The sequence below is a fragment of the Streptomyces sp. NPDC043427 genome (assembly GCF_056436655.1).
Genome location: NZ_JBWKCC010000004.1, coordinates 356,278 through 370,186, shown reverse-complemented (window position 1 = coordinate 370,186; position 13,909 = coordinate 356,278). Strand labels below are relative to the sequence as shown.

Here is a 13,909-nt window from a genome sequence, read left to right as displayed (position 1 = left end):
ACCTCCATCACCGCATTGAACAGGCAATATGCGTCATACTGGCCCGTTCGAGGTGACCGAATGTTTCGCGATCAATGTCGAAACTATTGACAGTTGGCAGGGTCATACCAAAACTCCACCCACATGAATGCCACACATCGCTTCAGGCTGTTCCTCAGCAGCGTCTGGGCCACCGTGCTGATCGCCGTGGCTGTCGTGGCCCTGCCGGGCACCGCCCACGCCGACACGGTCATCAACTCGAACCAGACCGGCACCAACAACGGCTACTACTACTCGTTCTGGACCGACTCCCCGGGGACGGTCTCCATGACCCTGGCCTCCGGTGGCAGCTACAGCACCTCCTGGCGCAACACCGGGAACTTCGTCGCCGGCAAGGGCTGGAGCACCGGCGGACGCAGGAGTGTGACCTACTCGGGCTCCTTCAACCCGTCCGGCAACGCCTACCTGGCTCTCTACGGCTGGACGTCGAACCCGCTCGTCGAGTACTACGTCGTCGACAACTGGGGCACCTTCCGGCCCACGGGAACGTTCAAGGGCACCGTCACCACCGACGGCGGTACGTACGACATCTACAAGACGACCCGGTACAACGCCCCGTCCGTCGAGGGCACGCGCACCTTCGACCAGTACTGGAGCGTCCGGCAGTCGAGGAGGACGGGCGGGACCATCACCACCGGCAACCACTTCGACGCCTGGGCCCGCGCCGGAATGCCCCTGGGTAACTTCAAGTACTACATGATCATGGCGACCGAGGGCTACCAGAGCAGCGGCAGCTCCAACATCACGGTGGGCGGCACCGGTTCGGGCGGCGGAGGCGGCGGGGGCGGCGGCGGCAGCAGCTGCAGCGCGACCCTGTCCGCGGGCCAGCAGTGGAGCGACCGCTACAACCTCAACGTCGCGGTCACCGGATCCAGCAACTGGACCGTGACGATGAACATCCCGTCCCCGGCGAAGGTCCTCTCCACCTGGAACACCAGCGCCAGCTTCCCCAGCCCCCAGGTACTCACCGCCAAACCCAACGGCAGCGGCAACAACTTCGGCCTCACCATCCAGCACAACGGCAACTGGACCTGGCCAACCGTCAGCTGCAACGCGACGTAGCCCCACCCAAAAGGCTGGAGGACCGCTCCGTATGCGCATCACACCGCATTTATCGGTACGCCGCCTGCTCACCACATCGGCCGTCATCGCGCTCGCCGCCGGTACCCTCGGCATCCACGCCGGCACCCCTGCACAGGCCGCCGCCTGCAACGGGTACGTCGGGCTCACCTTCGACGACGGCCCGTCCGGCAACACGACGGCCCTGCTCAACGCGCTGAAGCAGAACGGGCTGCGGGCCACGATGTTCAACCAGGGCCAGAACGCCGCCGCCAACCCCTCCCAGGTCCGCGCCCAGGTCAACGCCGGCATGTGGGTCGCCAACCACAGCTACACCCATCCCCACCTGACCCAGCTCAGCCAGGCACAGATCGACTCGGAGATCTCCCGCACCCAGCAGGCCATCGCTAACGCGGGTGGCGGCACGCCGAAACTGTTCCGCCCGCCGTACGGCGAGACCAACGCGACAGTGAAGTCGGTCGCGGCCAAGTACGGTCTGACCCAGGTCATCTGGGACGTCGACTCGCAGGACTGGAACGGCGCGAGCACCGACGCGATCGTGCAGGCGGCCGCCCGGCTCACCAACGGGCAGACCATCCTCATGCACGACTGGTCCGCCAACACGCTCGCGGCGATCCCGCGTATCGCGCAGGGGTTGGCCGGTCGCGGCCTGTGCGCCGGGATGATCTCACCGCAGACCGGCCGTGCGGTCGCCCCCGACGGGAGCTCCGGGGGTGGGGGCGGCGGCAGTGGTTGCACCGCGACCCTGTCCGCGGGGCAGCAGTGGAGCGACCGCTACAACCTCAACGTCGCGGTCACCGGATCCAGCAACTGGACCGTGACGATGAACATCCCGTCCCCGGCGAAGGTCCTCTCCACCTGGAACACCAGCGCCGACTTCCTCAGCACCCAGGTACTCACCGCCAAACCCAACGGCAGCGGCAACAACTTCGGCCTCACCATCCAGCACAACGGCAACTGGACCTGGCCGACGGTCTCCTGCAGCACCAACTGATTCTGTGGCTCGGCGGCCATGGTCGCCGAGCCACCCATGATGATGCCGTTGAACATCGTGGAGCGTCCCGCCGCCCCGGGCACGCTGGGCCCGGTGATCACCGACCTGTGCAACGCGGTCGGCGACCCCATCACCGAGAAGCAGTGGAAGCACTACCTGCCGGACCGCTCCTACCGGCCCCCGTGCGGGTGACAGCCGGATCAGGAACGCGGTCCGGAACTCCCAGTTACCAGAAGGCCGTTGATCTGGGGGATGCCGGCGAAGAAGAGGCCCCCGCCTCTCTCGACGGCCCGCCGCACCCGGCGCGGGCCGTCCCGTCATTCCCGCCGAGCCGGGCGCCCGCACGGTGCCGTATCCTCACGCCACCTGCCGTGCCCGCGACCAGGGGGGATCCAGGATCGTCGGCCGGCTCGAACCTTGGGGATTCATGCGTGCAGCATCCATAGGTGCCGTTCTCACCGGCGCCCTCGTCCTTTGCGGCTCCGCTCTCACCACCACGCCCGCGTACGCGGTGGAGACCGACGTGGTGATCAAGAAAGTGTCCGTGAACGGAGGCAAGCCCATCGTCTTCGGCACGTCCCGGACGGAGTCGTTCACCATCTCCGTGACCGCCTCCGACGACTCGGGGATCAGCAAGAACGACGCGTTTGTGCAGCTCGAGCGGGAGAAGGGGGACGACTACTGGTCCTTCCACGGCGTTCCCAGTTGCACCGCCGTCAACGCCACCACGTCCACCTGCAAGCTCACCGTCAAGCTCGACCGGGACATCGATCTGCCCCGTAACACCCTCGCCGGCCCCTGGAACGTGTATGTCCAGCTCCGGGCCAAGGACGGGGATTACTACGGAGACGTCTACAAGACGCACCCCGTGCAGCGGCGCGCCACGCTCAGCGTCAACGCCTCACCGGAGCCGGTGACCAAGGGCAGGACGATCACGGTCACGGGCAAGCTGGCCCGCGCCAACTGGGACAGGTACAGCTACGCGGGCTACACCTCTCAGTCCGCGCAGCTTCAGTTCCGCCGCAAGGGCAGCGACACCTACACCACCGTCAAGACGGTGAAGAGCGACGGGACGGGCAAGCTGAAGGCGAACGTCACGGCCGCCGCCGACGGTTACTGGCGCTGGAACTTCGCCGGCACCAGCACGACTTCCGCGGTCAAGGCCGCGGGCGACTTCGTCGACGTGCGCTGACGCCACCGCGCTCGCCGGCCCCGGCGGTCGGCGGGCGCGCGGTCGGAAAGCCAGCGGCGTGGGCGGACGTCCAGGTCGGGCACGGACGGGCCGCGCTCCCGACGGTCAGGACTCGACAAGTGGCCGCCAGAACTGTTCGGTTCCCCTCTCCCTGACGGTGTGGCCGAGTTCCTCGACTGCTCGGGTCAACTCGCGTACGTCGTAAGCCGACTTGCGCTTCAGCGCTTCCTTGCGGGCGGTCAGTACGGCGTCGGCCTCGGGGCGCAGGGCGCCCGATCCGGGGCTCCACTTCTGGTACAGGTCGGCGTACGGGTCGCCGTCCTGCCAGGGGTAGCCGTGCGCGCGAAAGGCGGCGGCCAGTTGCCGCGCGGGGGCCGCGTGCGTGCCGCGGACGAGTTGGCGGGAGTCGTGGTCCAGGACGACGAGGGTCCTGCCGTCCATGAACACGGCCGACACGTCGGCGCGGGCGTGGGCCTCCCGCCCCAAGTGGTCGTGGGCGGCCTCGACCCGGGAGTCGGTGAGCGTGATCGTCAGCGACTCCGAGAGGGAGACGAAGGCCAGCACCAGGCCGAGGACGAGGTTGCCGGCCATGAACGCGATGATCTGCCAGGTCTCCTCCACGGAGGCGACGAACTCGACAACCGTCCGCAGGGGCAGCTTGGACAAGCCGGTGATCTGTCTCGCCAGCACCGGCAGGAGTAATCCCACGACGGCACCGGCCAGGGGCATACCGACAAGGAGCAGGGTCCTGTCGGAACGCGGATAGCCGAGCACGGTGGCGGTGGACGCCTCGGTCGCGGGGGAGGTGCCGAACGTGTTGTCAGAGTGGTTGCTCGCCATGTTTCGCATGCTAGGTACCCCGAGCGGCGCGGGACAGTAGCCGAAGGTCGATGAATGGGCCGACCTTGGTCACGCTGCCAACCAGCTCCGGGAAGCTGTGCGCATGGTCCGTGAGGTGACGTACGCGCCCGGCTTGTACCGGGCGCACCGCCGCCTCCTACGACCTGCGGTCAGCTTCGCCTACGACCTGTTCCGCAAGCCGACTGCGAAGGCCACCATGGCGGAACAGACCGTCAGCGAGGCGAGAGCGCGAGCCGACGCCGGTAGCGGACCCCCGGGCGCCCGACGAGAACGATGTCCTCCACGCAGATGAACTCGTTCCGCTCCAGTACGGCCCTGGACGCCGCGTTGTCGACCGTGGTGACCGCCATGAGCCCGACCAACCCGTACTCCTCGGCCGCCAACCGGCACACCTCCCCCACCGCAGCCGTGGCGACGCCCCGGCCCGCCGCACGCTCCCCGATCCGATAACCGAGCTCAGCGCCCCCGCCCTCGACGTCCACGAGATTCACCCGCCCGATCAGCTCCCCCTGACCGTCCACCACAACATGGAAGTGACACACCCCCGCGTCCTGCTCCGCGAGCAGCGCCCGACACCGACTCTCGAACTCCTCAAAATACGCATCTCCCCGATCCGGTATGGACCGTGCAAAGTACGTCCGATTCTCCTTCTCAAACACCAACAGAGCCCCCACATGCTCTGCCCTCAACCGCTCCAACCGCACGTCTGCCATCCCCGGCCCCTCTCTGAACGACTCCTCCCGAGTCTGCCCCCGTCAGGGCATGGCGTGGGTGCGATTAATTGGGCCTCCTCCCACTCAGTGGTTCGACACACCGGGGATCGGGCTGTTCGGGCGGTTCCGGATGGTGGTGGCCCCTACAGTCGCCTTCATGAACGGGCGTCTGATGGTGGACATCCTTGCCGTGGGCGCGCGGTTCTCGCTTGCGCTGTCCGGTGGGTGTGGGGTGTGGGCTCACGGGTTGGTCGGGCGGGTGGGGGCGGGTGTGGAGGTCGCCACTGACAGTGCGGTGGGGATGGGGGACGTGGTGGAGGCGGTGAAGGGTGGACTCGGTGAGTTGGGGTGGCTCGTTCGGGTGGTGGATGTGGAGCCGTTGGCCGGACGGATGGTCGTGACCGATCCGGGCACGGGTGAGGCGTGTGAGGTGAACGTGCTCAAGGAGGTGCTCTGGCGGGCGCCCGTACACACCGAGCGCGGGCCGGCCGTCGCGCTGGAGGACCTCGTCGGGATCCGCGTGCGGGACCTCGTCGACGGAGGGCTCGCCCGCGAGCTCGTCGACGTGCGCGCGGGGGCCGAGTACTGGACCGCTCCCGAGCTGGAGGAGCTGGGGCGCCGGCATGCGCGGGACTTGTTCGATCTCGCCGACCTGCAGAGCCGTCTGGCCGCCGTCGAGTTGATCGACGACCGCGAGTTCGCCGCCCTCGGCCTCGACGAGCCGGACATCGTCGCCCTGCGGCGGTGGGCGCAGGAGTGGGCGGACGACATCGCGGAACGGCTGGTGGAGGGGGAGGCACCCCCTCAGGACGAGTGACCGCCTCGCCCCTCCCCGCTCGGTACCCTTACCCGATGGTCGAAACCGCAGGTGAGCAGCAGATGAGCCTCGTGACCGCGCTGGTGCGCTCCGCTTTCCTGGTGAACGCCGTGTACGCCGACTCGAGCCGCGCGTACGGCCTCACCCCGCAGCAGGGCAAACTGCTGTGCGTATTGATCCCGCAGCCCCTGGGCATGACCGAGCTCGGTGAACTCCTCGGGCTGGCGAAGTCGAGCCTGACCGGTCTGGTGGACCGGACGATGCAGCGGGGGCTGGTGCGACGGGAGCCCGACCCCCGGGACGGGCGAGCCGTACGCGTCGGGCTGACGGACGAGGGGACCGTACTGGCCAGGGAGTTCCACGACGAGACGTGCCGCCGCGTCGAGGCCCTCCCCGCCGGCCTCGGCGGCCCCGAGCGCGAGCAGCTCACCGCCCTCCTCGCCCACGTCGTCCTCGCCAACAAGGTGCCCGAGGTGTTCCTCGGCCCCGAGAACGGCCTCTAGCGGTCATGCGCATGCGGTTAGTTCGTATTGCAGTGCAGTTCATATGCAGTTAGTTCGTATTGCGGTTAGTTCGTGTTGCGGTTAGTTCGTGTTGCGGTTAGTTCGTGTTGCGGTTAGTTCGTGTTGCGGTTAGTTCTCACTGCGGATTTCCACTGGCATCGGCAGCCGCCTACGGCCTGCCGTCGCCAACGTCAGCGTCACCCCGACCGACATCACGGCCATCACCGTGATCGCGGTCGCCGGCGAGGTCAGTTGGGCCACCGAACCCGCCACAGCCGCGCTCACGCCCTGCATCGTCAGCCTCCCCGCGGAGTCCAGCCCCAGCGAGTGACCGCTCAACTCCGCTGGCGTGAGGTCCACCAGGCGCTCCTGCTGGACCAGGCCCGCCCCGAAGCCCACCGAGGCCAGCGCGGCGCACAACGCGGCCACCGGCGTGTCCGGGTGCAGCGCGAAGAAGGCGTACGGGGTGGCCAGGAGGAGCAGGAGCGGCACGGCGAGACGGGACCGTACCCCCGGCGGGGCCAGGCGGCCGACGACCACGTCACCCACCAGCATGCCCAGCGCCGCGCAGGCGAACAACGTGCCCGCGGCGCCGGGGTCGTACGACACGAAGAGGGATTCGCAGCCGACGACCAGGCCGTTGGGGATCCACAGGCCGAGATAGACCAGGCGTCGCGGACGGGAGGACCACAGCAAGGCGTTGGCGCGCCAGGTCGCGGCCGCGGAGGGGCGGCCGGTGGCGCGGGGCGGGCGCGCGGTCAGGCCCAGGCGCAGGCCCGCCGCGGACGTGGCGTACAGCAGGGCGGCCAGCAGCAGGGCCGCACGCGGGGAGAGGACGGCGACCAGGGCGCCGCCGATCGCGTAGCCGGTGATCTGCAGCAAGCCGTTCATCATGTTGAACAGCGAACGTCCTGCCAGATAGCCCTCCGGCGGCAAAATCTCGGTCAACAGGCCCCAGCGGACCCCGCCGCCAAGCGCGCCGACCAGGCCCTGGGCAAGGACGACCGCGAACACCGCCCACAGCGGCAGGCCGGGCAGCGCCATGACCGCCGTACCCGCCGCGAACGACAGGGCGACGCCCGCCAGCGTCGTCCGCGGGGGCAGCCGGTCGGCCCCCGACAGCAGGAAGGTCGCGCCCAGCACCTGCGCGAGCGACGGGCCGAACATGCTCACCGCCGACAGCAGCGGCGAGTCCGTCGCCCGGTACACCAGCGTGCCGAGCGCCAGACCGCTCACCGTCTGGGCCGCGGTGTGGGCGGCGGAGCCGAGGAAGAGAGGGGTGAACTCCGGGATGCGGAAGAGGCCGCGGTAGCTGGGCATGCGCCAAGGCTCGGGCGGGCCGCGAGCGGTCGTTATTGTTTCGCACAGATGCGAAACGTCGTACGAGGACCGGTGCGGAGGGGTCGTGGGCTGGTGGCAGGTCAACGCCGACACTCTCGCCCGCAGCCGGTTCGTGCTCTCCCCGCTCGCCGAGACCTTCGCGAGCCTGAAGCTGCTGCACGCGGGCACGGCGTCCCATCCCGGTGAGCGGGACTGGCTGCGGGCGCATCTGCCCGGCTATCGCGCGCGCCTGGCCGCCGATCCGGTCACCGCGCTGCTCGTCCGCGCCGGGCTCGGCAGGGACTGGATCGCCGACTTCCTCACGCCGACACCCCGGGACGGGGAGAGTTTCGAGGAGGGTGTCGGCCGGGTGCGGGCGGTCCACCCCGACGCGGCACGGGCGCATCTGCGGGTCTCCCTCGCCGGTCCGCTGCCCGCCGCACTGGAGCGCGACGACCTGCCCGAGCGGGCGGCCGCGCTCCTCACGTACGTGTGGGGCGAGACCGTACGGCCGTACTGGGAGCGGCGGCGGCGCATCCTGGAGGCGGATGTCGTCGCGCGGACCGCGCAGATGAGCCGGGGCGGCTGGGCGGCCGTGCTGGACTCGTTGCGGCCGGGGACGCGCTGGCTGGGCGAGAACCGCTTCCAGGTGAACCTGCACGAGTATCCGCCGCGCGAGATCTCCGGCGCCGAACTGGTGTTCGTGCCGGTCACCCCGCAGACCGGCTGGGTTTCGTGGGAGGAGTGGAACCGGTACGCCGTCGTCTACCCGTGCGCGGGCGCCCTCGCCGAGGACCCCGCCCACCGGCCCGTCCCGGCGAGCCTGGGCGCTCTCCTGGGCCCGGCCCGGGCGGCGGTGCTCGTCCTGCTCGGTACCCCGATGAGCACCACCCAGCTGGTCGCCGTCACCGGCCAGGGCCTCGGCTCCGTCGGACGGCATCTTCGGGTCCTGCTGGACGCCGGGCTGGTGACCCGGCGCCGCGCGGGCCGCTCGGTGCTGTATTCCCGGACGGCGGCGGGCGAGGTCCTGGTGGAGGCGGGGGGCACGCCCTCCGCGCCATTCGGCGGCGTTAGCATCCGCTCATGACTACTGACGCCACCTCCTCCCCTCTCGACGTCGAAATAGGCGCTCTCACGGGCGGTTCCGCCGACCTTTCGCAGTACGCGGGCAAGGCCGTGCTCATCGTGAACGTGGCTTCCAAGTGCGGGCTGACCCCGCAGTACTCCGGCCTGGAGCGGCTCCAGGAGCGGTACGCCGGCCAGGGCTTCACCGTGCTCGGCGTGCCCTGCAACCAGTTCCTCGGGCAGGAGCCGGGCACGGCCGAGGAGATCGCCGAGTTCTGCTCGGCGACGTACGGCGTGTCCTTCCCGCTGACCGAGAAGGTCGAGGTGAACGGCGAGGGCCGGCACGCGCTGTACGAGCGGCTCGTCGGCTTCGCCGACGCCGAGGGGCACACCGGGGACATCCGGTGGAACTTCGAGAAGTTCCTTCTCGGACGGGACGGCAGTGTCGTCGCCCGGTTCTCCCCGCAGACCGAGCCGGAGTCCGCGGAGCTGGTCGCCGCTGTCGAGGGCCAGCTGGCGGGTTGACCCTGCCCCTGGGGCAAGGCGGAGCGTCCTTCTCACCGGGCGACAGGACCGCCCGGTGACGGAGGATCACACGGTGGACGCAGATCTGCTCACCATCGGCGCGTTCGCCGCGCGGGCCCGGCTCTCGCCCAAGGCCCTGCGGCTGTACGACCGCCTCGGACTGCTGGCCCCGGCGCACGTCGACGAGGCCAGCGGCTACCGCTACTACCGCGCGGACCAGGTGGAACGCGCCCGCCTCGTGGCGCTGCTGCGCCAGCTCGACATGCCGCTGGCCCGCATCGCCGATGTGGTCGAGGCGGCCGACGGGGCCGAGGCCGCGGACCGGCTCACCGCCTACTGGGCGGACGTCGAGACGCGGGTGGCGGGGCAGCGGACGCTCGCCGAGTACCTCCGTGGACGGCTGTCGGGGAGGAGCTCCGAGATGTACGGAAAGTTCGTGGTCGAGACGGTCGACGTACCCGAGCGGGTGGTGATCACCGAGACGCGGCACACGCTGGCGGACGAGCTGCCGGCATGGATCGGGGCGTCGCTGGGCCGGCTGGAGGAGGCGGCGCGCGAGTGCGGTGGAGTCACCGCTCCGCCGTACGTCGTCTACCACTCCGAGGTGTCCATGGAGAGCGACGGCCCCGCCGAGGCGTGCGTACCGGTCGCCGACGAGGCGGCGGCACGGGCCTGGGTCGAGCAGCGGGGCCGGGGCCGGGAGACGAAGGTGCGGGTGGAGCCGGCGCGACGGCTGGCCTACACCCGGATCACCAAGGCGCAGGTGGCCCACCCGCAGATCCTGGCGGCCTTCGAGGCGGTCGAGGAGTGGATGGAAGAGGAGGGACTGTCCGGCGACGGTCCCTGCCGCGAGGTCTACTTCGCGGACTGGGATGCGGCGGGGCCCGAGGACCCGGTGTGCGATGTGGCGTTTCCCCTGAAGCCCTGAAGCCGTGAAGTAAGGCCTCGTGGGGCTCGGTGGGGCTCGGCGGGCACGAGCCGAGCCCCCTCGGCAAGGACGGCGGGCTAGTCGAGAGGGCTCTGTCGGTATTGCGTGTGAAGTTGTCGCACTACGGTTGTTGCGAGTCCTGCGGGTTCTACGGGTTCTACTCGTCCTACGGCTTGACCGATGCCACGAACGCGCTCCACGCGTCGGCCGGGAAGGCCAGCACGGGACCCTGGGGGTCCTTGGAGTCTCGGACGGCCAGTGCCGAGAGGGTAGGTGACTTGACTTCGACGCATTCGCCGTTCCCGACGGAGTACGAGGACTTGGTCCACTCTTGCGTGGCACCGTTAAGAATTGCCATTTCTGCTCCGATGACTTGCCCGTTGTTGAGTGCGCTTTGCGCCAGCGTCGTCGTCTTGCTGGCTTGATCGACGCTACTCGTCAACTCCCTCAGGCAGAGCAGTGATTCACTCGACTGGATGGCATATTCCAAGCGAGTCTTCCCTTGGGCCTGCCCAAGGTGTACTGTTCGGCGCCTTCCATCGCGATGAGGTCAGCGGGCGTACTCTTTTGCCAAGTTCCCAATGAACTGCCGGGTTTGGTCCGCATTCATCGCCTGTGCCCGCAGATGCTCGTACATGACGCTGTAGTTCTGAACATCGGGCGCCTTCTCCAGATACAGGTCACTGGTGACTCCCTCGATGTAGACGACGCTGGAGTCCGCCGTGTCCGGGAACTCGAGGATCGCGTACTGGCCGTTGAGGCCTGGATGCGCGCCCACGTCGAACGGCAGCACCTGCACGGTGACATGGGGCAGCTGGGAGACCTCGGCGAGGTGTTCCAACTGCTCGCGCATCAACTGCCGGTCCCCGACGACCCGGCGCAGCGCGGCCTCGTCGAGCACCGCCCACAGACGCAGCGGGTTCTCCACGGCGGAGACACGTTCCTGTCGGCGCATGCGCACCTGGACCCGTTTCTCGATCTCGGCCGTCGCCGTCTCCGGCAGCGCCCCCGTGATGACCGCCTCCGCGTACGCGCGGGTCTGCAGCAGCCCCGGCACGACCTGCGGGGCGAACACGCGCAGGCTGGCCGCGTCCGTCTCCAGGCCGATGTAGACGCTGTAGGGGATGTCCCCGAAGGTGTGCCACCAGCCCTGCTGGCGCGAGTCCTTGGCCATCTGCATCAGGGAGTCGATGATGCGGTGGTCCTCCACCTCGTAGACCCCGCACAGATCGCGCACATCACGCTGACTGATGCTGCGGCGGCCGTTCTCCAGTCGGCTGATCTTCGACTGGGACACCAGCAGGCGCTCGGCCACTTCTTCGGCGGTCATGCCCTTGAGCTCACGGAGCCGACGCAGCTCCTGGCCCAGCCGGCGTCGCCTGACGGTGGGATTGACATTGGACGCCACGGGACGTGCACCTCCGGCTGCGTGCTCCACTTTGCGTATCTGCTGCTGAGCAGACTGCCACCAAGGTGCTTTCTACCGCTGGAAAACGGTCGATATGCAGCTGGTACACGCCAGTTGGGGGCGTGCCGGCCGGATGTGCACGAGGAGCGTGCGACAGCGGCGGGTACGCGCGGACATGCGTCCGCGCGGGGTGGCGGGACCGAGTGTGTCCGAGGACGTACGGTCCACCACCCCGCGCGGGCCGCGGCGGCTCCCGAACGGGTCTTGCGGTTGTCGGCGTGTCGTGGAACTACGGCTCAGTGGGCCACGACACGCGCCATGGGTCCGCGGCGCGGCTGCACCGGAACGCCACGCGCGGGTTCCGGAGCCGGCCGGGCGCCGGGGGCGGCCTGGCGGCCGGCCGGTGCCGGACGGCGAGGCTGGGCCGCCGCGCCGTTCTGGACGTCCATCACGGCGTGCGCGACGAGCCCGCCCATGGGGTCGTGCCGGATCAGGTCCCGCAACCGGGACCGGGACGAGCGTCCCTCGTTCCCCGGGTACAGGTGCTTGCCGAGACCGACCGCGTGGGCCAGGGCGGCGAGCGCCGCGGTCCGCGGGTCCGGCGGTACGCCGGTACGGATCGCCGAGTCCAGCCGCGCCCTGATCTCGCGGCTGATGTCGGTGTCCGTCGCCTGGTACCGGGTCGTCGGAAGCACCCCGCACATCTGACCCGCCACGGCATGCACCATGCCGCACCGCTCCAGATGCGAGAGGTAGGTCTGGCGGAGCCCCAGTCGAGGCCCGCCGATCCAGTGGACGGCACGTACGGGAGCGCCACGCCTTCGCAGCAACTCCAACGCGCAGTCCAGTGTTGGATCTCCAGTCGGCCGTGGGGACACCACGGCGATACGATCCCCGTCTGGGGCTATCCGTCCGGCCAGCGCCAGCTCCACTAGCTGTGCTCCGGCCAGACCAAGGTCGAGCGACTGCGGCTGTGCAGTGGTACCCGTGGTCGGGTCCAATGCCAGCAACAGAAGCTCTTCCGGAATGGTTCTGCGGCTCCTGCCCATCCATGCCTCCCCGCGTGGATGAATGACAGGGTGACCCCTCTCACATTGGTCTGTCGAGGGTGCGTGACCTGTTTGTGAGGGAACCGGTAGGTATGTCGTTCTCGTCTACCGCAGGAGCCAAGTCCTCACACAGGACACTGGTACATGGTTCGGACAGCGCGTTGTGGCGGTGTTCCGGCGGCGGTTCACGGTTCGGCAGGCGCACGGAGGCCGTGCGGCACATGGAGGAGGCATCGGTGGCGGGCGAGTCCCCCGACAGGTCGAAGCAGCGCGAGTCGTCGGCAGAACCGACGTCGGGGAGCGCGGGTCCGGTTCCCGAGGCCAGGTCCAAAGCCCGCGACCCACGCCTCCCGGCAACCCGGGAGGGCGGCACGGGCCCCCGAGCGGGTGTGGACACGGCGACACGCGTGTTCTCCGTGCGGAGGTCGGACACCGGGGACATCGAGAGCGCCGAGGACGCCTCGGCGGAGGCCGAGGCCGAAGCCCCGGAGGACACCGAGGGTTCGGTGCAGGACCCGGCCGCGACCGATTCCGAGTCCCGCGAGGGCGCCGAGGACGACGGCGACGACACCACGGGGGACGCCCGTCTGCGCGCCGCCGTGGCCGCCTGGGTCCAGACCGCCGAGGACAAGCCGACGGCGAAGCCCGAGACGGACACCACGTCCAGCGAAACGGTTACGCAGCCCCCTGCGGAGCCCGCCGACACAGAGAAGCCGGGCCGCACCTCCAAGGACGCCCAGAAGGCCGAGAACGCCCCGAAGAGCAGTCAGGACGCGGAGGACGCAGGGAAGGCCGAGCGCGCTTCTACGGGTTCCGCGGACGCCGAGGCGGGCAAGCAGGGCGTTGGAACGGCCGCGAAGGACGAGCAGGACGCTGAGGGCCCCAGGAAGGCCGAACACGCCTCTACGGCCGCCACGGGGTCCGCAGCGGGCAAGCAGGGCGCTGCGGCGGCTGCGCTGGGCGAGCAGGACGCCGCGGGCGCCGACGAGACCGGGCGAGCCCCCGCGGGCGCTCAGGGGGCCGCCGGCGGCGTTGGAGCGGCGGGTGGCCGGGGTACCGACGACGCCCAGGGCGCCCCGGAGGCGCAGGATGCCGACGAGGCGGCCGGGGCGGGTGCCCGCGATGAGGGCGACTCGGACTCCGACACCGCCGACGACCGCACGGACGTGGACGCGGCTTCCGAGGCCGGGCCCGGCGCTGACAGCGACACCGACGAGCCCGCCACGAAGGCGACCGATGGCGCCCTGAAGGCCGGCGCCGCGGCAGAGGCGGGTTCGGAAGGCGACGCCCAGCCCAAGCGCGGCGTGAAGGGCAAGACCGGCTCCGGCAGCGCGGCCGACTCCGCGACGAGCTCCAGCCCCGCGAAGACCGACCCCAAGCCCGCCGAAACGGACAGCCCCGCGAAGACGGACCCC

At 69.8% G+C, this 13,909-nt stretch carries 15 protein-coding genes and 1 pseudogene; 10 read left to right on the top strand and 6 right to left on the bottom strand.

The features are described 5' to 3' along the window. The first annotated feature begins 123 nt into the window (after positions 1 to 123). From AC067M_RS11415 to AC067M_RS11400, 4 genes are all read left to right on the top strand, one after another. Positions 124 to 1,101, top strand: a complete 978-nt coding sequence (locus AC067M_RS11415) for a glycoside hydrolase family 11 protein (protein ID WP_478696764.1) — start codon at positions 124 to 126, stop codon at positions 1,099 to 1,101. 31 nt (positions 1,102 to 1,132) lie between these two features. After that, complete coding sequence (locus tag AC067M_RS11410; protein ID WP_478696763.1) at positions 1,133 to 2,113, top strand: polysaccharide deacetylase family protein; 981 nt, start codon at positions 1,133 to 1,135, stop codon at positions 2,111 to 2,113. Positions 2,114 to 2,161: 48 nt separating this feature from the next. Continuing rightward, positions 2,162 to 2,305: a hypothetical protein gene (locus AC067M_RS11405; protein WP_478696762.1), complete on the top strand. Its 144-nt coding sequence runs from the start codon at positions 2,162 to 2,164 to the stop codon at positions 2,303 to 2,305. 235 nt (positions 2,306 to 2,540) lie between these two features. Next, complete coding sequence (locus tag AC067M_RS11400; protein WP_478696761.1) at positions 2,541 to 3,305, top strand: hypothetical protein; 765 nt, start codon at positions 2,541 to 2,543, stop codon at positions 3,303 to 3,305. Positions 3,306 to 3,410: 105 nt separating this feature from the next. Here AC067M_RS11400 and AC067M_RS11395 read toward each other — a convergent pair whose 3' ends face one another. After that, positions 3,411 to 4,145: a YqeB family protein gene (locus AC067M_RS11395; RefSeq protein WP_478696760.1), complete on the bottom strand. Its 735-nt coding sequence runs from the start codon at positions 4,143 to 4,145 to the stop codon at positions 3,411 to 3,413. 233 nt (positions 4,146 to 4,378) lie between these two features. After that, on the bottom strand, positions 4,379 to 4,879 hold the full coding sequence (locus AC067M_RS11390) for a GNAT family N-acetyltransferase (RefSeq protein WP_478696759.1): 501 nt from the start codon (positions 4,877 to 4,879) through the stop codon (positions 4,379 to 4,381). A gap of 157 nt (positions 4,880 to 5,036) precedes the next feature. Between AC067M_RS11390 and AC067M_RS11385 the strand changes: the two genes are divergently transcribed. Together AC067M_RS11385 and AC067M_RS11380 are read left to right on the top strand one after the other, a co-directional pair. After that, positions 5,037 to 5,696: a hypothetical protein gene (locus tag AC067M_RS11385; RefSeq protein ID WP_478696758.1), complete on the top strand. Its 660-nt coding sequence runs from the start codon at positions 5,037 to 5,039 to the stop codon at positions 5,694 to 5,696. 62 nt (positions 5,697 to 5,758) lie between these two features. Beyond that, positions 5,759 to 6,199 (top strand): MarR family winged helix-turn-helix transcriptional regulator, encoded by a 441-nt coding sequence (locus AC067M_RS11380; RefSeq protein WP_478696881.1) that lies wholly within the window; start codon positions 5,759 to 5,761, stop codon positions 6,197 to 6,199. A 129-nt stretch (positions 6,200 to 6,328) separates the two neighbouring features. On the opposite strand, the gene AC067M_RS11375 is transcribed toward AC067M_RS11380, so the two are convergent. After that, positions 6,329 to 7,519, bottom strand: coding sequence for an MFS transporter (locus AC067M_RS11375; protein ID WP_478696757.1), 1,191 nt, complete (start codon positions 7,517 to 7,519; stop codon positions 6,329 to 6,331). Between the two features lie 85 nt (positions 7,520 to 7,604). Here AC067M_RS11375 and AC067M_RS11370 point away from each other — a divergent pair, with 85 nt between their 5' ends. From AC067M_RS11370 to AC067M_RS11360, 3 genes are read left to right on the top strand one after another with little or no spacing between them, the layout of a single operon-like run. Further along, the gene (locus AC067M_RS11370; protein ID WP_478696756.1) at positions 7,605 to 8,606 is read left to right on the top strand and encodes an ArsR/SmtB family transcription factor; all 1,002 of its coding nucleotides are present in this window, start codon (positions 7,605 to 7,607) and stop codon (positions 8,604 to 8,606) included. Further along, positions 8,603 to 9,109 carry a glutathione peroxidase gene (locus AC067M_RS11365; RefSeq protein ID WP_478696755.1) on the top strand — a complete coding sequence of 169 codons (507 nt, stop codon included), beginning with the start codon at positions 8,603 to 8,605 and terminating at the stop codon, positions 9,107 to 9,109. The genes AC067M_RS11370 and AC067M_RS11365 overlap by 4 nt, the downstream gene beginning before the upstream one ends. Before the next feature lie 55 nt (positions 9,110 to 9,164). Then, on the top strand, positions 9,165 to 10,037 hold the full coding sequence (locus tag AC067M_RS11360; protein WP_478696754.1) for a MerR family transcriptional regulator: 873 nt from the start codon (positions 9,165 to 9,167) through the stop codon (positions 10,035 to 10,037). A 166-nt stretch (positions 10,038 to 10,203) separates the two neighbouring features. Here the strand turns inward: AC067M_RS11360 and AC067M_RS11355 are convergent, their stop codons facing one another. From AC067M_RS11355 to AC067M_RS11345, 3 genes are all read right to left on the bottom strand, one after another. Then, positions 10,204 to 10,395 carry a DUF397 domain-containing protein gene (locus tag AC067M_RS11355; protein WP_478696880.1) on the bottom strand — a complete coding sequence of 64 codons (192 nt, stop codon included), beginning with the start codon at positions 10,393 to 10,395 and terminating at the stop codon, positions 10,204 to 10,206. 192 nt (positions 10,396 to 10,587) lie between these two features. Continuing rightward, on the bottom strand, positions 10,588 to 11,445 hold the full coding sequence (locus AC067M_RS11350) for a helix-turn-helix domain-containing protein (RefSeq protein WP_478696753.1): 858 nt from the start codon (positions 11,443 to 11,445) through the stop codon (positions 10,588 to 10,590). Positions 11,446 to 11,741: 296 nt separating this feature from the next. Then, a complete protein-coding gene (locus AC067M_RS11345; protein WP_393621971.1) occupies positions 11,742 to 12,494 on the bottom strand; it encodes a GOLPH3/VPS74 family protein in 753 nt (250 codons plus the stop codon). 407 nt (positions 12,495 to 12,901) lie between these two features. Between AC067M_RS11345 and AC067M_RS11340 the strand changes: the two are divergent. Beyond that, positions 12,902 to 13,909, top strand: a pseudogene (locus AC067M_RS11340) (hypothetical protein); the annotation flags it as partial.